The 20,548-nt window shown below is 72.8% G+C and carries 14 protein-coding genes, 1 tRNA gene and 2 pseudogenes; 8 read left to right on the forward strand and 9 right to left on the reverse strand.

Annotation, left to right across the window (positions count from 1 at the left end; all coding sequences use genetic code 11):
- Positions 1-55: 55 nt before the first annotated feature.
- The gene (locus ACIQFU_RS09870; RefSeq protein WP_402550352.1) at positions 56-2,299 is read right to left on the reverse strand and encodes an MMPL family transporter; all 2,244 of its coding nucleotides are present in this window, start codon (positions 2,297-2,299) and stop codon (positions 56-58) included.
- Positions 2,300-2,481: 182 nt separating this feature from the next.
- On the opposite strand from ACIQFU_RS09870, the gene ACIQFU_RS09875 reads away from it, so the two are divergent.
- A complete protein-coding gene (locus ACIQFU_RS09875; protein WP_402550353.1) occupies positions 2,482-3,219 on the forward strand; it encodes a TetR/AcrR family transcriptional regulator in 738 nt (245 codons plus the stop codon).
- A 63-nt stretch (positions 3,220-3,282) separates the two neighbouring features.
- Here ACIQFU_RS09875 and ACIQFU_RS09880 read toward each other — a convergent pair whose 3' ends face one another.
- Positions 3,283-4,239, reverse strand: a complete 957-nt coding sequence (locus ACIQFU_RS09880) for a LysR family transcriptional regulator (protein WP_402550354.1) — start codon at positions 4,237-4,239, stop codon at positions 3,283-3,285.
- Between the two features lie 106 nt (positions 4,240-4,345).
- Between ACIQFU_RS09880 and ACIQFU_RS09885 the strand changes: the two genes are divergently transcribed.
- Entirely contained in the window at positions 4,346-5,659 is a 1,314-nt protein-coding gene (locus ACIQFU_RS09885; RefSeq protein WP_402550355.1) for an aspartate aminotransferase family protein, read from the forward strand.
- A gap of 70 nt (positions 5,660-5,729) precedes the next feature.
- Here ACIQFU_RS09885 and ACIQFU_RS09890 read toward each other — a convergent pair whose 3' ends face one another.
- On the reverse strand, positions 5,730-7,946 hold the full coding sequence (locus tag ACIQFU_RS09890) for an MMPL family transporter (RefSeq protein WP_402550356.1): 2,217 nt from the start codon (positions 7,944-7,946) through the stop codon (positions 5,730-5,732).
- Between the two features lie 404 nt (positions 7,947-8,350).
- Between ACIQFU_RS09890 and ACIQFU_RS09895 the strand changes: the two genes are divergently transcribed.
- Positions 8,351-9,427: a MerR family transcriptional regulator gene (locus ACIQFU_RS09895; protein ID WP_402550357.1), complete on the forward strand. Its 1,077-nt coding sequence runs from the start codon at positions 8,351-8,353 to the stop codon at positions 9,425-9,427.
- 33 nt (positions 9,428-9,460) lie between these two features.
- Here the strand turns inward: ACIQFU_RS09895 and ACIQFU_RS09900 are convergent, their stop codons facing one another.
- Both ACIQFU_RS09900 and ACIQFU_RS09905 read right to left on the reverse strand, forming a co-directional pair.
- Positions 9,461-10,561 (reverse strand): winged helix DNA-binding domain-containing protein, encoded by a 1,101-nt coding sequence (locus tag ACIQFU_RS09900; RefSeq protein ID WP_402550358.1) that lies wholly within the window; start codon positions 10,559-10,561, stop codon positions 9,461-9,463.
- Positions 10,558-10,980: a VOC family protein gene (locus ACIQFU_RS09905; RefSeq protein WP_402550359.1), complete on the reverse strand. Its 423-nt coding sequence runs from the start codon at positions 10,978-10,980 to the stop codon at positions 10,558-10,560. Before ACIQFU_RS09905 ends, ACIQFU_RS09900 begins: the two co-directional genes overlap by 4 nt.
- Before the next feature lie 150 nt (positions 10,981-11,130).
- Here ACIQFU_RS09905 and ACIQFU_RS09910 point away from each other — a divergent pair, with 150 nt between their 5' ends.
- The gene (locus tag ACIQFU_RS09910) at positions 11,131-12,129 is read left to right on the forward strand and encodes a helix-turn-helix transcriptional regulator (protein WP_402550360.1); all 999 of its coding nucleotides are present in this window, start codon (positions 11,131-11,133) and stop codon (positions 12,127-12,129) included.
- 43 nt (positions 12,130-12,172) lie between these two features.
- Here the strand turns inward: ACIQFU_RS09910 and ACIQFU_RS09915 are convergent.
- Together ACIQFU_RS09915 and ACIQFU_RS09920 are read right to left on the reverse strand one after the other, a co-directional pair.
- A tRNA-Leu gene (locus ACIQFU_RS09915) sits at positions 12,173-12,247 on the reverse strand.
- 65 nt (positions 12,248-12,312) lie between these two features.
- Positions 12,313-13,521: a Cmx/CmrA family chloramphenicol efflux MFS transporter gene (locus ACIQFU_RS09920; protein ID WP_402550539.1), complete on the reverse strand. Its 1,209-nt coding sequence runs from the start codon at positions 13,519-13,521 to the stop codon at positions 12,313-12,315.
- Positions 13,522-13,706: 185 nt separating this feature from the next.
- On the opposite strand from ACIQFU_RS09920, the gene ACIQFU_RS09925 reads away from it, so the two are divergent.
- From ACIQFU_RS09925 to ACIQFU_RS09935, 3 genes are all read left to right on the forward strand, one after another.
- Entirely contained in the window at positions 13,707-14,921 is a 1,215-nt protein-coding gene (locus tag ACIQFU_RS09925; protein WP_402550361.1) for an MFS transporter, read from the forward strand.
- Positions 14,922-14,989: 68 nt separating this feature from the next.
- Positions 14,990-15,571, forward strand: coding sequence for a sugar O-acetyltransferase (locus ACIQFU_RS09930; RefSeq protein WP_402550362.1), 582 nt, complete (start codon positions 14,990-14,992; stop codon positions 15,569-15,571).
- 10 nt (positions 15,572-15,581) lie between these two features.
- Positions 15,582-16,157 (forward strand): TetR/AcrR family transcriptional regulator, encoded by a 576-nt coding sequence (locus ACIQFU_RS09935; protein WP_402550363.1) that lies wholly within the window; start codon positions 15,582-15,584, stop codon positions 16,155-16,157.
- Positions 16,158-16,206: 49 nt separating this feature from the next.
- Here the strand turns inward: ACIQFU_RS09935 and ACIQFU_RS09940 are convergent.
- A pseudogene (locus tag ACIQFU_RS09940) lies at positions 16,207-17,507 on the reverse strand (YeeE/YedE family protein).
- Positions 17,508-17,772: 265 nt separating this feature from the next.
- Complete coding sequence (gene htpG / locus ACIQFU_RS09945; protein ID WP_402550364.1) at positions 17,773-19,680, reverse strand: molecular chaperone HtpG; 1,908 nt, start codon at positions 19,678-19,680, stop codon at positions 17,773-17,775.
- 123 nt (positions 19,681-19,803) lie between these two features.
- Between htpG and ACIQFU_RS09950 the strand changes: the two are divergent.
- Positions 19,804-20,499 (forward strand): annotated as a pseudogene (locus tag ACIQFU_RS09950) (MFS transporter); the annotation flags it as partial.
- Positions 20,500-20,548: the final 49 nt, after the last annotated feature.

Raw genomic sequence — 20,548 nt, forward strand, 5'->3', positions numbered from 1 at the left:
CCGCCTCCCGGGGGGACGGGAGGCGGACACGGGCGGAGTATCGTGCCGGGACGGGTCAGACTCCGGACGAGTCCTTCACCCCGGCCGGCCGGGGCCGCGCCGCCGGTGCCCCGGCAGGCGCGGCCGCCGGGCCGCCCTCGCTCAGGCCGAACCGCGCGTGGAACCTGCGCAGGAAGGGCGGCGCGTACCAGGCCGAGCGGCCGAGCACACGCATCGCGGCCGGTACGAGGACGCCGCGCACGGCGACGGCGTCGATGAGGATGGCCAGCCCGCTGCCGAGACCGAACATCTGCATGAAGCTGATCCTCGCCGTGCCGAAGGCGAAGAAGCTCACCGCGAGCAGGCAGGCCGCCGCGGTGACGATGCGTCCGGTGTGGCCGAGACCGTCGGTCACGGCGGTGCGGGTGTCCGCGCCCCGGTCGTGCAGCTCCTTGATCCGGCTGGTGACGAACACCTCGTAGTCCATGGAGAGTCCGAAGGCGATGCAGAACATCAGTACGGTCATCGACGCCTCCATCGGCTGTGGTGTGACGCCGATCAGCGAGGCGAGGTGGCCGTCCTGGAAGATCCAGGTCATGACGCCGAGGGTGGCGCCCAGGCTGATCACGTTGAGCAGCAGCGCGCGCAGCGGCTGCACGACGCTGCCGGTGAACAGGAAGAGCAGGACGAAGGTGGTCAGGGCGACCAGGCCCAGTGCGAGCGGGAGCCGGCCGCCGATGGACTCCTTGGAGTCGACCAGCTGGGCGTCCCCACCGCCCACCAGTGCCTCGGTCCCGGCGGGCGGCGCGACGGCGCGTACCTCGTCGACCAGTTCCTGTGCCTCGTCCGACCGGGGGACCAGACCGCTCACCACGGTGATCCGCTGGGCGTCGGGACGGCTGAGGGCCGCGTTGCCCGGACCGGACGCCTCGGCACGGCCCTTCGCATAGGTGCCCGTGCCGGTCTCGACGCGGACCACGCCCTGCAGACCGGACAGTTCGGCCGCGTAGGAGCCCAGCGGCGCCTCGCCCACGGACTCGTCGACGACGATGTGCAGGGCGGCGTCGTCGTTGCCGTGGAACTCCTCCCGCAGCACGGAGGCGACCTGGCGGCTCTGCGCGTCCTCGGGCAGCACGCGTTCGTCGGGGGTCCCCAGGGTGATGCCGAGGAGCGGGCTCGCCGCCACCAGCAGGACGGCCAGCACCGGCAGCGCGGTGAGCGCGGGGCGCCGCATCACGGTGCCGGCCAGCCGTCCCCACAGGGGTGCCCGGCCGGTGGTGCGCCCGCGCCCGGCCCAGGGCAGCCGGCCGCTGTTGACGCGGTGCCCGAGGACGACGAACAGGGCCGGCATCACGAAGAGCGTGCCGAGGGCTGCGATGGCGACGACGCCGACGCCCGCGTAGCCGAAGGAGCGGAGGAAGTACTGCGGGAAGACCAGGAGCGCCGCGAGCGCGACGGCCACCGTGGCGGCCGAGAAGGCGACCGTACGGCCGGCGGTGCGCACCGTGTGACGGACGGCGTCGTCCACGGCGGAGCCGGTCGCGAGCTGCTCCCGGAACCTGCTGATCATCAGCAGGGCGTAGTCGATGCCCAGGCCGAGTCCGAGCGCCGTGGTCAGGTTGGTCGCGGACACGGACACGTCGACGGAGCCGCCGAGCAGGGCGAGTTCGGCGAACGTGCCCGCGATGGCGATGGTCCCGACGACCAGCGGCAGCAGGGCGGCGACCACGCTGCCGAAGACGACCAGGAGCAGCAGGAGGGTCAGCGGTACGGCGATGGCCTCGGCCAGCACGAGGTCCTTGGGCGTCTGCGTCTCCATGTCGTTGCCGACGGCGGCGCCGCCTCCGGCCCGGACGCCGAGCCCGCCCTCGTGGGGGCCGGCGTACGCATCGATGACGGCCTTGGCGTTCTCCCGCTGTTCGGTCTCGTCGCCCTTCACATGGGCGAGCACCAGGGCCTCGCGGCCGTCCTCGGAGCGCAGGGCGGGCTGCTTCGTGTCCCAGTACGAGACCACGTTCTCCAGGTTCGGGTCGTCCCTGAGGTCCGCCACCAGGGACCGGCCGCCGCGCTCGGCGGCCGGCGCGTCGACTCCGGACTCGGCGGCGCCGACCAGCAGGACCAGGTTCGTCTCTCCGCCGAACTTCTCCTCGATGGCCTTCGCGGCCCTGGTGGACCGGGAGGCCGGATCGTCGTAGCCTCCGCCCTTCAACTTGCCGAACGCGCCGGCTCCGACGGCACCCATGAGCGCCACGGCCACGACGGCGACCACGAGTACCAGCCGGGACCGGCGGATCGCCAGTTCGGCTATGCGTTCAAACACGCACGTTCTCCCTTGTGCTTGCGGTGAAGACGACGGAACACGGCCGGAGTTGACCTCACGGGAACCGGCGTCGCCGCGAGACGACGTTAGTGAGAAGCGACAGGCTTTGGCAGTATGAGATTTACCTGACACTGTTCGGGTTCTTGATGCCTCATCAGGTCGCCCGGTCCTAGGCTCGCCGCATGTCCACAGACGACCGGCACCCCACCGCGGCTCCCGTGCCGCTCCGCGAGCGGCGCAGGACCGCCGCGGTCCAGGAGATAGTGGACGCCGCCGAGCGCCACATCGCGGCGCACGGACCCGCGGCCCTGTCCCTGCGCGCGGTCGCGCGCGGCCTGGGCATGACCGTGCAGGCGCTCTACCACTACTTCCCGAACCGCGACGCCCTCGTCACCGCCCTGATCACCAAGGCGTACGGGGACCTTTCCGACGCGCTGCAGGCCACCGCCGACAGCGTGGCCGGAGATCCCTCCGTCCCGCGTCTGATCGCGGTGGCCGAGGCCTACCGCGGCTGGGGCATCGCGCACCCGGAGCGCTTCCAGCTCCTTTACGGGACGCCGCTGCGGTACTACGCGGCACCGGCCGAGGGGCCGACCACGCAGGCGGTCCGCCGGATGGGCGCCATCTTCCAGCGCGAGCTGTTCGCCGGCTTCACTCCGGCACAGCTGGCGGCGGCCGACGTCCCCTCGCTCTCGGCCCCGTACCGGGAGCACCTGGAACGACTGCCCGTGCACGCCCAGGGCGATCTGCCGCCCGCCGCGGTCGCCCTCTTCCTCAGCGCCTGGGGGCACGTGCACGGCCTGGTCGTGCTGGAGGTCTTCGGGCACACCGCGTTCCTCGGCGACCACCAGGCGGAGATCTTCCGGTCGTCGGTCCGCATGATGCGCGAAGACCTCCACCGCCGGATCCCCGCCGCCTGAAGGCGGACCGCGCCGTCAGGGACGCGGGTCGTCAGGGACGGGGGTCGTCAAGGGCGGGGGTCGTCAAGGGCGGGGGTCGTCAAGGGCGGGGTCCTCGCGCTCACGAGCCGGGGCGGGGGCGGACAGGACATCGATCTCCGGGTGGTCGCGCAGGGCGGCGATGACCGCGTTGACCGCCGCGCGCCGCGGGGCGCCGCGCCGCACCACGACGGCGACGTTGCGGTGCACGGGCGGGCTCAGCCGCCGGGTGACGACGGCGTGGTCGGCCGTGACGGCGAGGGCGGGCAGCAGGGCGACCGACCCTGTCGTCTCGACGTGCCGCAGCAGCATGAGGTAGTTGCCGAACCGGCAGGCCACCCTGGGTTCGAAGCCGGCCTCGCGGCACAGCCGCACGGTCAGGTCCGCCATGTACGACTGCGGACGGTCGCAGGCCCAGGTCTCCTCCTTGCACGCCGCGAGGTTCACCGCGGTGCGGGAGGCCAGCGGATGCCCGTGCGGGAGCACCAGGACGACCGGGTCGCTGCCGAGCGACATGACCTCGAGGTCCGCTCCCCAGGTCAGGCCGGCGTAGTCGGTGGTGGTGACGATGACGTCGGCGTCGCCCGAACGCAGGGCGGGGCCGCTCTCGTGCGGCTCCATCTCGGCGAGTTCCAGGTTCAGGTGTGGGTGGGTGGTGGCCAGCCGGTTCGCCGCGGGGACGGCGAGGCTGTAGATCGCGCTCTGGAACACACCGAGCCGGACGGTGCCGATGGGTTCCTCGTTCAGGGCGCGCAGCTCGGCCTCGGCGTCGGCCATCCGGTCGAGGATCTCCCGCCCCCTGCGGGCCAGCAGCAGCCCGGCCGGGGTCAGCCGCACCCGCCGCCCGGTCCGCTCGATGAGCCGGCACCGGGTCTCGGTCTCCAGCACCGCCAGCTGCTGGGAGACCGTCGACGCGCTCAGGTGCAGCGTGTCGGCGACCGCGCGGACGGTACCGAGCGTGTCGAGCCGGCTGAGCAGGTGCAGTCGTCCGGAGTTGAGCACGCAGCGATGGTACGCCGCACGGCCCCGGGCTGTGCGATTCCGCCGCACAGCTGCTTCGGATCTGTGCGATGGACACGCGCAGCGGCCCGTCCCTAACGTCGTACGCATGCCTTCCGAGACCTCCGGCGCCGACGCGGGGCGCCACCTGATCCGCTACTCCGGCCACGCACCCTTCTCGCCGGAGGTGGTCGTGCGCGCCGCGGGCACCTCCGTGTTCACGGAGAGCGGCCGTGAGCTGCTGGACTTCACCTCCGGTCAGATGAGTGCCATCCTCGGTCACTCCCATCCGGCGATCGTGTCGACGGTGCGCGAGCAGGTCGCGCACCTGGATCACCTGCACAGCGGCATGCTCAGCCGTCCGGTCGTCGAGCTGGCCCGTCGGCTGGCCGGCACCCTGCCCGAGCCGCTGGACAAGGCGCTGCTGCTGACCACCGGGGCGGAGGCGAACGAGGCCGCGGTGCGGATGGCGAAGCTCGTCACCGGCCGCCACGAGATCGTCTCCTTCGCCCGGTCCTGGCACGGCATGACCCAGGCCGCCGCGAACGCCACTTACAGCGCCGGGCGCAAGGGCTACGGCCCCGCCGCGCCGGGCAACTTCGCGCTGCCGGTGCCGGACCGCCACCGTCCCTCCGTCGTCGGCGCGGACGGCGAACTGGACTGGCGCCGCCAGCTGGACCTGGGCTTCGAGATGATCGACGCCCAGTCGGTCGGCAGTCTGGCCGCGTGCCTGGTCGAGCCGATCCTCTCCTCCGGCGGCGTGGTCGAGCTTCCGCCGGGCTATCTCGCCGCCCTTGCGGACAAGTGCCGTGAGCGGGGCATGCTGCTGATCCTGGACGAGGCCCAGACGGGGCTGTGCCGGACCGGCGACTGGTACGCCTTCCAGCACGAGGGCGTCGTCCCGGACATCCTCACGCTGTCCAAGACGCTGGGCGCGGGATTGCCGCTGGCCGCCGTACTGACCGGCCCGGAGATCGAACAGCGGGCGCACGAGCGCGGGTTCCTGTTCTTCACCACGCACGTCAACGACCCGTTGCCGGCCGCCGTGGGCAACACCGTCCTCGACGTCCTGGTCCGCGACCGGCTGGACGAGCGCGCACGCACCCTCGGCGCAGCGCTGAGGGAGGGCCTCGACAAGCTCGCCGCCCGCCACGAGGTCGTGGGCGACGTCCGTGGCCGGGGTCTGCTGCTGGGCATGGAGCTGGTGGGGGACCAGGTGCTGGGCGAGGGTGGCGCCGACCGGCTCGGCGCCGACGTCACCCGGCGCTGCTTCGAGCTGGGGCTGCACATGAACATCGTCCAGCTCCCGGGCATGGGCGGCATCTTCCGTATCGCGCCGCCACTGACCGCGAGCGACGACGAGATCGCCCGCGGCGTGGCCGTCCTGGACCAGGCGCTCACCGACGCCGCTGGGGCGCTGTAGCCGGAAGGCCCCGGTGGCCTGGGATTCCAGGTCGCCGGGGCCGTGCGTGACATGCCGGTGGTCGGAGGCGTCAGACTCCGGCCGTCTCCGGCTCTCGGGTGGGCTCCGCGGGCGCGGCGGTGTCGCCGAGTTCCCGGTGGAGCTTCTCGCCCTCGACGTCGACGTTGGGCAGGATGCGGTCCAGCCACTTGGGCAGCCACCACGCCTTGGTGCCGAGCAGGGCGAGCACCGCCGGCACGATGGCCATGCGGACCACGAAGGCGTCGAAGAGGACCGCGATCGCGAGGCCGAAGCCCATCATCTTGATCATGGCGTCGTTCTCCAGGATGAAGCCCGAGAAGACGCTGATCATGATGATGGCGGCCGCCGCGACGACGCGCCCGCCGTGGGTGAAGCCCGTGGTGACGGAGTCGGCGGCGGACTGTCCGTGGACGTACGCCTCCCGCATGCGGGTGACGAGGAAGACCTCGTAGTCCATGGCCAGGCCGAAGACCACGCCGATCATGAAGATCGGCATCATCGACATGATCGGGCCCGGCTGGTCCACGCCGAACACGTCCGCGAGCCAGCCCCACTGGAAGACCGCGACCACCGCACCGAGCGCCGCGGCCACCGAGAGCAGGAAGCCCAGGGCCGCCTTGAGCGGGACGAGGACCGAGCGGAACACCAGCATCAGGAGCAGGAAGGCGAGTCCGACGACCAGCGCCAGGTAGGGGACGAGCGCGTCGTCCAGGGTCTGCGAGAAGTCGATCGTCATCGCGGTCGCGCCGGTGACCAGCATGGTCGCGCCGGTGTCGGCCTCGATGCCGCCGGACAACGCGCGGATGTCGTGCACCAGCGACTCGGTGTCGGAGTCGCTCGGGCCGGTCTTGGGCACCACGGTGAGGACGGCGGTGTCGCCCTCCTCGTTGAAGTTGGCCGGGGTGACGGCCGCAGCCTCGCCGAGTCCGCCGATCCTCTCGCCCACGCTGTCGGCGGCGGCCTGCGGGTCATCGGCGTCGCGTGCGTCGACGGTGACCATCAGCGGCCCGTTGAACCCGGCCCCGAAGGACTCGGACAGCATGTCGTAGGCCTTGCGCTGGGTGCTGTCGGGGGCCGAGCTGCCCTCGTCGGGCAGGCCCAGCTCCATGCCCGCGGCCGGGACGGCGATCACGCCGAGGCCGAGGACCGCGGTCAGCAGTACGGTGACCGGGCGTCGCAGGACGAAGCGGGCCCAGCGGGTGCCGAGCCTCGGTCCGGCGGCGGCCTGCGCCCCGGCGGGAGCCTTGCGGTCCTTGCGGCTGAGCGCCTTCCGGCCGGCGAAGCCGAGCAGTGCCGGGGTGAGGGTGAGGGCGATCAGCACGGCGATGCCGACGGTGCCCGCCGCGGCCAGACCCATCTTGGTGAGGATCGGGATGTTCACGATCGCGAGACCCGACAGGGCCACGACGACGGTCAGTCCGGCGAAGACGACCGCGGAGCCCGCGGTGCCGACGGCACGCCCCGCCGCGTCCTCGGGCGTCCGGCCCTCGGCTATCTCCGCCCGGTAGCGGGAGACGATGAACAGCGCGTAGTCGATGGCGACGGCGAGGCCGATCATCATGGCGAGGGTGGAGGTCGTGGCCGACAGCTCCAGTGTGCTGCCCAGCGCCCCGATGGCCGAGATGCCGATGCCGACACCGATGATCGCCGAGAGCAGCGGCATGCCGGCCGCGACCAGCGAGCCGAAGGTCAGCAGCAGGACGACCGCGGCGACGCCGATGCCGATCAGCTCGGCGGTGCCGCCCATCTCCTGCTCGGCCACGACCGCGTCGCCGCCGGTCTCGACGGTGTACCCGCCCTCGCGCGCGGCGTCGGTGGCGGCGGTGAGCGCGTCGCGGGCCTCGTCGGTCAGCTCCATCGCGTTGACCTTGTAGGTCACGGAGGCGTAGGCGGTCGTGCCGTCCTTGCTGACGGCGTCCGCCTTGAACGGGTCGTCCACGGAGGAGACCTGCGGGCCCGCGCCGAGCGCCGTCACCAGTTCCCCGACCTGGGCCTTGCCGGCCGGGTCGGAGATCTTCCCGCCCGCTGGGGCGCGGATCACGACGCGGGCGGTGGCGCCTTCCGCACTGGCGGCCGGGAACTGCTCGTCAAGGAGGTCGAAGGCTTTCTGGGACTCGGTGCCCGGCATGGAGAAGGAGTCTTCGGGCGGGGCGGGCGCGGCGGACGAGGCGACACCCGCGCCCACGAGTACGGCCACCCACAGCAGGGCGACGAGGCCTCGGCGCCGGAACGCCCTCCGGCCGAGTCGATAGAGAAACGTAGCCACCTTTTGGACCAATCCGTCGGGTTACGGGCAGGACGAGGACCCGGCACATGGGGGGGGAAGGCGGAGGCGCTGACCGGGGTACTCGTCCATGCTCGCCCGGGGTTCCCGGCGTTTGATCCGACCCTGGGTCTGGACCGGCGTACTGCGTCGGGTGTAGTGCGTTCCCGCGCTCCTCTCCCCCGGGTGTAGATCACGAAAATGGGTGTACGCCGCATTTCGTTGCCACGGGCAGCCGACGCCTGCAAGCCTCGACGTCACACGTCTCGTGCCGGGCCACGGCTGACGGGCGGACAGTTCACGGGCGACTGACGGCAGGACGGCAGGACGGTGGTTGACCTTCACCTTGGGGCAGGCCACAGCATCGGTGTCACCGGGCGACCCGCCCGGCACGAGGAGGAGTGGGTATGGGGCTGTTGACCATCGGCGCGTTCGCGAAGGTGTCCCGGCTGTCGCCGAAGGCGCTGCGTCTCTACGACGAGCTGGGTCTGCTGCCGCCCGCCCGCGTCGACCCGGTCACCGGCTACCGTCTCTACGCGCCGGACCAGCTGGAGCGGGCCCGGCTCGTCGCCTGGCTGCGTCGGCTGGGGATGCCGCTGGTCCGCATCCGGCACGTGTGCTCGCTGGACGCGGGGGCCGCGGCTCGGGAGATCCGCGCCTTCTGGGCACGGACCGAGGCCGACTTCGCCGCACGGCGCGACCTGGTCGCCTTCCTCGTCGGTCATCTGGAACGGGAGGACCCCGCCATGACAGCCACCACGAGTCCCCTGAGCATCCGATACGCCGCCGGTTCCGACGCCGGCCTGGTCCGCGAGACCAACCAGGACACCGCCTACGCCGGGTCCCGTCTGCTCGCCGTCGCCGACGGGTTCGGCGACGACGGCGCCCCGGCGAGCGCTGCCGCCGTCGAGGCGCTCAAGCATCTGGAGGCGGACGGTGTCCCGGCGGGCGGCCTCCTCGACGTGCTGGCGGACGCCGTCGAGCAGGCCGGACGGGCGGTGCACGACGCCGTCCGGGCCGGCGCCGCCGCCGAGGGAGCGGGAACGACGCTCACCGCGATGTACTGGACCGGGTCCCAACTGGCCCTCGTCCACATCGGCGACTGCCGCGTCTACCTGCTGCGCGACGACGAGCTGTTCCGGATCACGCACGACCACACCGTGGTGCAGGCGATGCTCGACGAAGGGCGCATCGGCCCGGAGGAGGCCGCCTCCCACCCGCAGCGGTCCATGCTGGTGCGGGCCCTGGGCGCCGGTGCCGACGCCACCGCCGACGTGCGTCTGCACGACGCCCGGCCCGGGGACCGCTACCTGCTCTGCTCCGACGGACTGCCGACGGTGGTGCCGGACGGAGAGGTCCGCCGGGTGCTCGCCGGCGCCGGGGAGCCCGAGCAGGCCGTCCGGGGGCTGGTCGCCCTCGCCAACGCAGCCGGTGGCCCCGACAACGTCAGCTGTGTGGTCGCCGACGTCGTGGCGGCCGCCTGACCCCGTCGGGACGGGCCGCTCCGAGCCCCCGGCTCAGGGCGGCGCCGTCCCGACCCGGATGCGATCGCCGTCGCCGTCGGAGAGGAAGGACGCCAGGGCCCGCCCCTCCTCCGCGGCCTCGGCGCGCTCGGCCCGGGTGAGCCGTCGCAGCGGGGTGACGGCCACGGTGCCGTCCTCGACGGTCCAGGTCGCGGAGACCCTGCCGTCGACGAGGACGAACCGGGCGCCGGTGACCGACAGGCCGCGGTGCGCGTCGTCGATGACGCGACCGCGGTCCTGGTAGCCGAGCACCGCGTTGTCGAACGCCGGCAGGAACCGCACCGGGGCCGGAGTGCCCGGGTCGGGTCGCGGTGCGTCGGGGAGGTCGAGCAGTTCCCGGCCGCGCTCGTCGCGGAAGGCGACCAGCTCCCCGCGCACCTCGGCGACCGCGGCGGGCAGTCCCGCCAGTCCGCACCAGGCGCGCAGGTCCGCCGAGGCGGCGGGTCCGAACGCGGCCAGGTACCGCCGTACCAGCGCGGCACCGACCGGATCGGTGCCCGGCGGGGCCGGCGGGTCGACCTCGCGGCCCAGCCAGGCCGCGACCGGGGCGTTGCGCACCCCGGCCCTGGTGCGCCACAGCCCGCGCGGCGGCAACTGCACCATCGGGATCAGCGCGGCGACCAGCATCTCGCCGAGCGGCCGGTGTCCCACGTCCGGCCACCGCCCCGCCACGGCCCGGGCGAGTTCGGGCATCGAGCGTGGTTCGCCGTCGGCCAGCACCGCCCGGCCCGCCGCCGCGAGTTCACCGAGGTCCACCCCTTGCAGCTCGCGGCGGTAGGTGCCGAGGACGCGTCCGCGCAGCATGGCGTCGTGACGGGAGCGCCAGGCCAGTGCGTCCTCGGCGGTGACGAGGTGGACGGTGCGGCGCATCAGGTGGGTGCGCACCGCCCGGCGCCCGGTCAGCAGGTCGTCGAGCACCCGCGGGGCGAAGTCGCGCAGCCTCGACCACAGTCCGACGAAGGGTTCCTGCGGCTCCTGTGCCTGCATACCGCCGAGGTGCGCGAGGGCGTCCAGAACCGGACGGTCCGCGCGGTCGAGCAGCAGCTGCCGGGCGAGTGCCGCCCGGTTCAGCGACCGGGCGTCGAGCACGCTCACGCGTTGTACTCGCTCACCACGTCGAGGACCCAGGTGACGCCGAACCGGTCCCGCAGCATGCCGTACAGGGGCGCCCACTGGGCGGTGCCCAGGGGCCGCAGGACGGTCGCGCCGTCGGTCAGCTTCTCCCAGTACGCGGTGATCTCCTCGGTACTCTCGCCGCGCACCGAGACGAAGAAGGCGTTCTCGCCCCGGTCGTAGGGCAGGTCGGACGGTACGTCGTAGGCCATCACGGCCAGGCCGTCGGCGGTGGACACCTGGCCGAACATCACCTGGTCGGCCGTGGCGGGGTCCTGGACGCCGCCGGCGTCCCTGTACGTCACCAGGGTCACGTCCCCGCCGAACGCGGACCGGTAGAAGGTGAGTGCCTCGCGGGCGTCACCACGGAAGTTCAGGTGGGTCACGGCTTTGGCGGTCACGACGGGCTCCTTGCCTCGTGGAACGTGCGGGAATCGGCGCAACGGCCCACGGGAGCGGGCCGGCCGTGGGGGCCGGTCCGGCCCCGCTGCGCCCACTCTGCTCGAGGTAGCGGTCAGGTTGTGGCCGCTATGTGCGGGAGCATGGTGGTCATGCAGAAGACCTCGGCCCGGCTGCTGTCCCTGCTCTCGCTGCTCCAGGCCCGCCGGGACTGGCCCGGTGCGGTGCTGGCCGAGCGGCTGGACGTCAGTGCGCGCACGCTGCGCCGCGATGTCGACCGGCTCCGCGAGCTGGGCTATCCCGTCCTGGCGGTGAAGGGCCCCGACGGCGGCTACCGGCTCGACGCCGGAACGCGGCTGCCGCCGCTGCTCTTCGACGACGAACAGGCGGTCGCCCTGGCCGTCGCGCTGCGGACCGCGGCGGTTGCCGGCGCCGGCATCGAGGACGGTGCGGCGCGGGCCCTGGCCACTGTGCGCCAGGTGATGCCCGCGCGGCTGCGGCACCGGATCGACGCCCTCCCCGTCGTCTCCGTCGCACGGTCCGAGCCCCGGCCGCAGCCCCAGGTGGACACCGGCGTCCTCATGGCGCTCAGTGCCGCCGTCCACGCCCGCGAGGTGGTGCGCTTCGACCACTCCCCGGCCCACCCGGCGGTCCGCGAGCCCGGCTCCGTGCCGCCGCCGCGCCGGGTGGAGCCGCACCATCTCGTCGCCCGGGGCGGACGCTGGTACCTGGTCGCCTGGGACCTGGACCGCGAGGACTGGCGCGTCTTCCGCGCCGACCGGATCACCCCGCGGGCCCCCACCGGTCCCCGCTTCGGCCCCCGTGAACTGCCCGGCAGGGACGTGGCCGCCTTCCTGACCGGCAGGTTCCGCGGCTCCGACGGCTCCTCCGACTGGCCCTGCCGCGGTGAGGCCGTGCTCCGCCTGCCCGCCTCCGCGGTCTCCCCGCACGCCGGGGACGGGACCGTCGAGGCGCTCGGCCCGGACCGCTGCCGGCTCACGCTGGGCTCCTGGTCGTGGCCTTCGCTCGCCGCCGCCTTCTGCCTCTTCGGCACGGATGTCGAGGTCGTCGGCCCGCCGGCGCTCAGGGAGGCGTTCGCCGGGCTGGCCGAGCGGTGTGCCAGGGCGGCCGCGGGGCCCACGGACCGTTGACGGGGGCGCCCGGTCCGGGTTGGACGCGCGTGGGGCGAGAGGGGGCGGGGCGGCCGGATTCGAACCGGCGTCCTCCGAGATGCTGTCGCGGCGCACTACCTCTGTGCTACGACCCCGCCCTTACGGATGATCGTACGCCAAGCCTGTGGAACTCCCGTGAGTCATTCATGACTTGACGGGGCGTCACACGCGCTGGGCCCGGCCCGCGTCCGCTGGTTCGGCGGCCATGGCGCCCGTCACGACCCGCGACCGGCCGTGCAGCCGCAGGGAGACGACGACGAAGGCGATCGCGACCAGGGTCATCGCCCCGCCCGCCCAGGCGGTGGCGGCGTACCCCAGGTCCGCGTCGATCACCGTGCCGCCGAGCCAGGGGCCGCCGGTGTTGCCCAGGTTGAACGCGGCGGTCGTCGTCGCCCCGGCGAGGGTGGGCGCGGCGCCTGCGACGTTGAACATGCGCGCGTTGAGCGCGGGCGCCGTGTAGAAGGCGGAGACGCCGAGCAGCAGCGACAGGACGATCACGGCGGCGGGGCTGGACGCGAACAGCGCCAGGGCGGCCAGCAGGACCGTCGATGCGGTGATGCCGGAGAGCAGTACGCCGAACAGGTGCGCGTCGGCGACCCGGCCGCCGATCGTCGTGCCGATCAGCGCGCCGACGCCGAACAGCGCCAGCACGGTCGGGACCCAGCCGTCCGCCAGCCCGGCCACGTCGGTGAGCAGCGGGGCGAGGTAGGAGAAGGCGCAGAACACGCCGCCGGCGGCGAGGGCGGTCACGACGACGGACAGCCAGACCTGGCGGTCCCGGTAGATCGCCAGCTCGCCCCGCAGCCGGGGCCGGCGCTCGGGAAGCGGAATGCGGGGGATCAGGGTCACCACGCCGGCGAGGGCGACGGCGGAGGCGCCGCCCACGGCCCAGAAGGCGGACCGCCAGCCCAGGTGCTCGCCGAGGAAGGCGCCCGCCGGGACGCCGAGGACGTTGGCGATGGACAGTCCGCCGATCATCACGGCCATCGCGCGGGCCCGCGCGGTCACCGGCACCATGGCGATGGCCACGGCCGCGCCCACGGCCCAGAAGCCGGCGCAGGCGAGCGCGCTCACCACCCGCGAGACGAACAGCACTTCGTAGCTGGTCGCGAGCGCACCCGCGACCTGGCCGAGGCCGAACACGGAGATGAGGGCGACCAGCGTGGTCTTGCGCGGCAGCCGCAGGGTGGCGACGGCGAGCAGCGGAGCACCGACCACCATGCCGATCGCGAACGCGGATATCAGCAGCCCGGCCTGCGGGATCGACACGTCCATGTCGTCGGCGATGGGCGGCAGGAGCCCGGAGAGCATGAACTCGCTGGTGCCGAGCGCGAAGACGGACAGGCCGAGGATGTAGACGGCGAGCGGCATGCGGCCGGCCGCGGGCCGTGGGGAGGAGTCGGGCACGACAGGTGTCAACGGTGCCCCGCTTCCCGCCATTCCCGCAGCGGGGTCCGTCTCACGATGCGGCCGGGGTGCAACGCGCCCCAGCCTCACGGCGCCACGCACGAGACCCGGAGTGTACGTTCGTACATTCCAACGGTAGGCTCCCGCGCATGACTGTTGACGTACTGCGCCGGCCCGCCCTGGCCGATCGGCGGGCTCGCGTGGCCGTCGCCGTCCTGTTCTTCACCAACGGGGCCCTGTTCGCCAACCTGTTGCCGAGGTATCCGCAGATCAAGGCGGACCTCGGCATCGGGAACGCCGCCTACGGACTGGCCGTGGCGGCGTTCCCGGCGGGCGCCATCGCGGCCGGGCTCGCCGCAGGGATACTGGTGCGCCGGTTCGGCTCGGCCCGGGTGGCGGTCGGCGGCACGCTGCTGACCGGGGTGGGCATCCTCGCCGCCGGGCTCGCGGATTCGGTGGCGGTGTTCGCGGGAGCACTGTTCCTGGCCGGTGCGATGGACGCGTTCACCGACGTGGCACAGAACGCGCACGGGCTGCGGGTGCAGCGGCGTTACGGGCGTTCCGTCATCAACTCCTTCCACGCCGTCTGGTCCATCGGCGCGGTCACCGGCGGTTCCATGGCCGCCGCCGCGATCGCGCTCGGCGTCTCGCGGGGCCCGCACCTGCTGTTCTCCGCCGCGGTGTTCGCGGTCGCGGCCTGCGTCGCCCTGCGGTACTGCCTGCCGGGCCCCGAGACCGACGCCGGGCCGGCCGGGGAGACCGACACCGAGGACGGCGCGACATCGCCGGCGCCGGTCACGGCGACGGGCCCGCGCACCGGCTGGGTACTGGCCGCGCTCGTCCTCATCGCCACGGCCGGCACCCTCGTCGAGGACGCGGGCATGTCCTGGGCCACCCTCTATCTCTCCGACTCCCTGCACGCGACCGCGGCGCTGGCCGCGTCGGGGTATGTCGCCCTGGTCGGCGCGCAGTTCGTCGGCCGGATCGTCGGCGACCGGCTCGTGGACCGCTTCGGCCAGCGCGGGGTGGCCCGCTCCGGCGCCCTGATCGCCGCGGTCGGCATGGGCCTGGCGCTGGCCGTGCCGACGGTGCCCGGCACGGTCCTCGGGTTCGCCGCCGCCGGGTTCGGGGTGGCGACCCTGGTTCCGGCGGCCATGCACGAGGCGGACGAACTGCCCGGTCTCAAGCCCGGGTCGGGGCTGACCCTCGTCTCCTGGCTGATGCGGCTGGGCTTCCTGCTGTCCCCGCCGGTGGTGGGGCTGGTCGCCGACGCGACGAGTCTGCGGGTCGGACTGCTGGTGGTGCCGCTCGCGGGGCTGCTCGTCCTCGTGTGCGGCGGGGTGCTCCGGCCCCGGCGGCCCTGAGCGGGACGACCGGGCGGCACACGGCAAGGAGTGTACGTTCGTACGCTTACCGGGGTACGATCGGCCGCATGCCGACGGACCACTTCGCGGGCGACTCCCGCACCAACCTCGAACGCATGCTGGCGGGCGACCTCTACGTCGCCGACGACCCGGAGATCGCCCGCAGGCAGCAGCGGGCCGTGCGGCTGGCCGCCCGCTACCAGGCGGCGTACGCGGAGGACGCGGATTCCGCGCGGCCGCTCCTCGCCGAACTGCTCGGCTCCCTGGGTGCCGAGGCCCATGTGCGGCCGCCGCTGTACGTCGACTACGGCAGCAACATCAGCGTCGGGGCGCGCACCTTCGTCAACTACAACCTGACGGCGCTGGACGTCGCCGCGATCACCATCGGCGAGGACTGCCAGATCGGGCCGAACGTCCAGCTGCTCACCCCCACGCATCCCCTGGAGCCCGAACCCCGGCGCGACAAGCTGGAGGCCGCCCGGCCCATCGTCGTCGGCGACAACGTCTGGCTCGGCGGGGGCGCGATCGTGCTGCCGGGCGTGACCATCGGGGACAACGCCGTGATCGGCGCGGGTGCGGTCGTCACCAAGGACGTTCCGGCGAACGTCGTGGCCGTCGGCAACCCTGCCCGGCCGGTGCGGAACGTGTAAGCCTGCTCCCATGGCAACCGGACACACGGATCCGCAGCGACGTGAGCGCATCCTCGCGGCCACCCTCGACCTGATCGCCGAGGAGGGCATCGCACGCGTCTCCCACCGGAAGATCGCGACACGCGCGGGGGTCCCCCTCGGCTCGATGACGTACCACTTCGGCGGCATCGACCAGCTGCTGCGGGAGGCGTTCGGCCGGTTCACCGACCACATCGTCGCGGTGTTCGACGAGCACCTGGGCGCTGCCGCCGACCGCGACCAGGCCCGCGAGGCGGTGGCCGATCTCGTGCACGAGCTGTCGGAGGAGAGCCAGCGGGACCTGGTGCTCACCCAGGAGCTGTACACGCTCGCCGCGCGCCAGCCCGCCTACCGGGAGCTCACCCACGAGTGGATGCGCCGCAGCCGAGTCCACCTGGAGAAGCACTTCGACCCGGACACGGCCCGCCAGCTCGACGCCCTCATCGAGGGCCTGACGCTGCACCGCGCCCTGGCCCGTGAGCCGCACGGACGCGCCCTGACCCTGGAGGCCGTCGCCCGGGTCACCACCACGGACCGGCCCGCACCACTGGGAGACGGCACCCCCTAGCGGCCCGTGCGGCGCAGGCCTGACCCCTGTGCCGCACGGGCGTCCCCCGTCAGCAGACGCCGTCGCCCGGCCTGGGGTTGCCCAGGCCGAACAGGGGCCGCAGTTTGAGGCCCACCCCCAGGTGCCGGCCAGGGCGAAGGCGCCCCACAGCCAGCCGCTGAGGCTGCCCGAGGCGATGCCCGCCAGATAGGCGCCGATGTTGCAGCCGCCGGCCAGCCGGGCACCGATGCCCATCAGCACGCCGCCGAGCACCGCAGCGAGCGCGGTACGCCAGGGGATGCCCCGGTGCAGGGCCCAGGTGCCGCCGAGCGAGGCGGCGACGGCCGCGCCGATCATGATGCCGATGTCGGTGAGGCTGGTCTTGTCGGCGAGCACCGGGCCGGCCAGCATCTCGGCGTTGCCGGACTGCCGCCACCAGGTCCAGTTCTCCGGGTGGCCGCCGAGCGCGCCGACCAGTTCCGAGCCCCACAGGCTGAAGGCGCTGGTGACACCCCAGGCGCCGCCGGAGACCAGCAGGACGCCCGCGCCGAGCACGGCCAGCGCCACGGCGCCGACGGCGAGCGGCCAGGAACCGCGGACGGCTCGGACGGCGGCCCGGCGGGCCGAGGGGACGGCACCGGGCGGCGGCGGATTGCGCCGGGCCTGGACGCGCCGGCTGACCAGCACCACGAGGAGCAGCACGGCGACGGTCACGCCCCAGGAGCCGAACCAGCCGATGTGTTCGGACAGCACGACGGGCTCCCAGGCCGGGAGGTCCTTCCACAGGTCGAACTGCCAGGCGGCCAGCGTGGCGCCCGCGACGAAGCCGCCCAGGGTCAGCACGATCGACGTCTGTCCCGAGCCGACCGCGAAGAGGGTGCCCGAGGCGCAGGCGCCGCCCAGCTGCATGCCGATCGCGAAGAGGGCCGAGCCGGCGAACAGGCCGATGCCGATCGGTCCGGCGGACGGCGCGGGCTGGGAGCCGAACAATCCGGTCTCCGTGCCGATGACCAGTGCGAACAGGGTGGCAGTGGTGCCGAGGAGCAGGGCGTGCGCCCGCAGCCCGGTCCCGTTGCCGACGGCGACCAGCTGCCGCCAGGCGGAGGTGAAGCCGAAGCGGGAGTGGAAGAGGGCGACGCCCAGGCCGAGGCCCAGCAGGAGCAGCACGCCGGGCTTGGCGCCGTGCGCGGACCACACGTACACGGTGAGGGCGGCGGCGAGCAGCCCGGAGACGGCGAGCGGCGTTCGCCGCACCGGGGGCAGGGGCGGGGCCTCGGGGCGTGCCGCGGAGGTGGGTGAGGGGGCGAAGAGGGAGGTGGGCGCGCGCGGCGGGGCGGCCGGGGCGGACCCGGCCGGGGGTGCGGTGGTCACGGAAGAATCTCCGGGGTGGTGTGCGCGGGGACGGCGGACGCGGGCGGACCGGCGGCGCGGGGGCGCGGGGGCGCGGCCGGTCCGGAGGGTCAGCGGCGACAGAGGCCGTCGTCGACGCACCACGCCGAGCACGCGAAGAGCGCGAGGCACAGCAGCGGAGCCGAGGCATACATGCGTACGAAGATACGGAGGAGTGTGCTCCGGATGCCACGCCGTCTCGCCATGCGGATGGCGGACGGCGTGGGTTCCGTGTCCTTCCGGCCGGTTACAGAGTGCGCTCCAGGCGGTCCGCCATCAGCTGCACGAACCGGGCGGGCTCCTTGGGCCGGCCGCCCTCCGCCAGCACCGCGAGGGCGTGCAGCAGTTCGGCGGTCTCGGTGAGTTCCACGCGGTCCCGCCGGTCGGTCCAGGCCCGGTTCAGGGTCTTCACCAGCTGGTGCTCCGGGTTGAGTTCGAGGATCCGCTTGGCGCTGGGCACCTCCTGGCCCATCGCCCGGTACATGTTCTCCAGGGCGGGCGTCAGTTCGCCCGCGTCGGAGACGACGCAGGCCGGCGAGACAGTGAGGCGGGAGGAGAGGCGGACCTCCTTGACGTCCTCGCCCAGGTGCTCGGTCATCCAGCCGAGCAGCCCCGCGTACTCCTCGCCCTGCTTCTCCTTCTCGGCGTCGCTCTTCTCCGCCTCGGTGCCCGAGAGGTCGATCTCGCCCTTGGCGACCGAACGCAGCGTCCTGCCCTCGTACTCCCCCACCGCGTCGACCCAGACCTCGTCGACGGCGTCGGTGAGCAGGAGGACTTCGACGCCCTTGGCCCGGAACGCCTCCATGTGCGGGGAGTTCTCGATGGCCTGCCGGGACTCGCCCGTCATGTAGTAGATGTCGTCCTGTCCGTCCTTCATCCGCTCCACGTAGTCCTTGAGCGCGGTGGGCTCTTCGGCGTCGTGGGTGGAGGCGAACGAACACGCGGCGAGGATCGCGTCCCGGTTCTCGGAGTCGGTCACCAGGCCTTCCTTGAGCACCGCGCCGAACTCGCGCCAGAAGGTGGCGTAGCGGTCCGGCGCGGAGGTCCTGAGGTCCTTGACCGTCGCGAGGACCTTCTTGGTCAGGCGCCGCTGGATCATGCGGATGTGGCGGTCCTGCTGGAGGATCTCGCGGGAGACGTTGAGCGAGAGGTCCTGTGCGTCGACGACGCCCTTGACGAAGCGGAGGTAGGGCGGCAGCAGCTCCTCGCAGTCGTCCATGATGAAGACACGCTTCACGTAGAGCTGGACGCCGCGCTGGTAGCCCTGGGTGAACAGGTCGTGCGGGGCGTGCGAGGGCACGAAGAGCAGGGCCTGGTACTCGAAGGTGCCCTCGGCCTGGAGCCGGATCGTCTCCAGCGGGTCGCGCCAGTCGTGGCCGATGTGCTTGTACAGCTCGTGGTACTCGTCGTCGGACACCTCGTCGCGCGGGCGTGCCCACAGGGCCTTCATCGAGTTGAGCGTCTCGGCCTCGCCGGCCTCGGCGCCGTCACTCGCCTCGCCCGCCTCCGGGAGCAGCCGGACCGGCCAGGTGATGAAGTCCGAGTACCGCTTGACGATCTCCTTGATCTTCCAGGCGGAGGTGTAGTCGTGGAGCTGGTTCTCGGAGTCGGCCGGCTTGAGGTGCAGCGTGACCGCGGTGCCCGGCGGGGCCTCGTCGACGCGCTCCAGGGTGTACGTGCCCTCACCGCGCGAGGTCCAGCGGGTGCCCCCGGTCTCGCCCGCGTGCCGGGTGACCAGGGTGACCTCGTCCGCGACCATGAAGCCCGAGTAGAAGCCGACGCCGAACTGGCCGATGAGCCCGTCGGCCCCGGCCGCGTCCTTGGCCTCGCTCAGCTCCTGGAGGAACTTGGCGGTGCCCGAGTTGGCGATCGTGCCGATCAGCTGGGTGACCTCGTCGTACGACATGCCGATGCCGTTGTCCCGCACGGTCAGCGTGCGGGCGTCCTTGTCGACCTCCAACTCGATGTGGAGGTCGCTCACATCGGCGTCGGGTGCGTCGCCCCTCAGAGCGGCGAGGCGCAGCTTGTCCAGCGCGTCGGAGGCGTTGGAGACGAGCTCGCGCAGGAAGACATCCTTGTTCGAGTAGACGGAGTGAATCATCAGCTGAAGCAGCTGACGTGCCTCTACCTGGAACTCAAACGTTTCGGTCGTCATGACTGGTGGGTACCTCACAGGTCCGTCGTGCGCACTGGCGGAAGTCACTCTAAAACAGCCGCGGCCCGCCCGGGGGGCCGTCCGGTCGGACGTCCTGTGGTCCGGCGGCCTCCGCCGGCCGGTCCGACACTGCTGCTCACCGTCCTGTGGGTCACCCAGACCATCGGCTTCTCCGGCTGTTCGAGCTGGGCGCCGACCCTGCTGGCCAAGGAGGGCTTCAGCGTCGAGAAGTCGGTCTTCTACGTGGCGCTGACCACCGTCGGCGCGCCGCTGGGCTCGTACCTGGCGGCCCTGGTGACCGACCGGTTCGAACGCAGGTGGTGCCTGGCCGCGTTCGGCACGCTGATCGCCGCGTGCGGGCTCCTGTACGGCCTCACGTTCAACCCGGTGCTCATCGTCGTGTTCGGCTTCCTGGTCAACCTCTTCGAACGCGGTTACACGGCCCTCGGCTACGCCTACTCGCCCGAACTCTTCGACACGCGCGGGCGTTCGCTCGGCACCAGCGTGTCGTACGGGCTGGGCCGGCTGTCCAACGCCGCGGGGCCGCTGATCGTGGCGGCGCTCTACAACGCGCACGGATATCGGAGCGTCTTCTACTTCATCGCCGGCACCTGGCTGGCCGGCGCGATCGCGCTGAGCCTGTTCGGGCCGCGCACCCGGCGGGCCCGAAGCGCCGCGGTGTCCGCACGGGAGACGGAGACCGTGCCCGGCCAGGGCTCGGCGGCAGGGGACCGTGCCCGGCCGGGGGCGCCGGGCACGGCTGCAAGAAGTCCCGTCAACAACGTTGACTTGAAGTCAACGGCCCTGCACATTACTTAAAAGTAGAACTGATCAGTAACTCCGCTGCCGCCCCCTCCGGGAAGAGAGA

The organism is Streptomyces sp. NPDC093065 (assembly GCF_044754585.1).
Classification (GTDB): Bacteria; Actinomycetota; Actinomycetes; order Streptomycetales; family Streptomycetaceae; genus Streptomyces.

Excerpts from the sequence above, each read along its gene's own strand:
- ACIQFU_RS09875 (WP_402550353.1), top strand. The coding sequence starts at position 2,482 with ATGTCCACAGACGACCGGCACCCCACCGCGGCTCCCGTGCCGCTCCGC.
- ACIQFU_RS09885 (WP_402550355.1), top strand. The coding sequence starts at position 4,346 with ATGCCTTCCGAGACCTCCGGCGCCGACGCGGGGCGCCACCTGATCCGC.
- ACIQFU_RS09895 (WP_402550357.1), top strand. The coding sequence starts at position 8,351 with ATGGGGCTGTTGACCATCGGCGCGTTCGCGAAGGTGTCCCGGCTGTCG.
- ACIQFU_RS09910 (WP_402550360.1), top strand. The coding sequence starts at position 11,131 with ATGCAGAAGACCTCGGCCCGGCTGCTGTCCCTGCTCTCGCTGCTCCAG.
- ACIQFU_RS09920 (WP_402550539.1), bottom strand. The coding sequence starts at position 13,521 with ATGCCGCTCGCCGTCTACATCCTCGGCCTGTCCGTCTTCGCGCTCGGC.
- ACIQFU_RS09925 (WP_402550361.1), top strand. The coding sequence starts at position 13,707 with ATGACTGTTGACGTACTGCGCCGGCCCGCCCTGGCCGATCGGCGGGCT.
- ACIQFU_RS09930 (WP_402550362.1), top strand. The coding sequence starts at position 14,990 with ATGCCGACGGACCACTTCGCGGGCGACTCCCGCACCAACCTCGAACGC.
- ACIQFU_RS09935 (WP_402550363.1), top strand. The coding sequence starts at position 15,582 with ATGGCAACCGGACACACGGATCCGCAGCGACGTGAGCGCATCCTCGCG.
- htpG (WP_402550364.1), bottom strand. The coding sequence starts at position 19,680 with ATGACGACCGAAACGTTTGAGTTCCAGGTAGAGGCACGTCAGCTGCTT.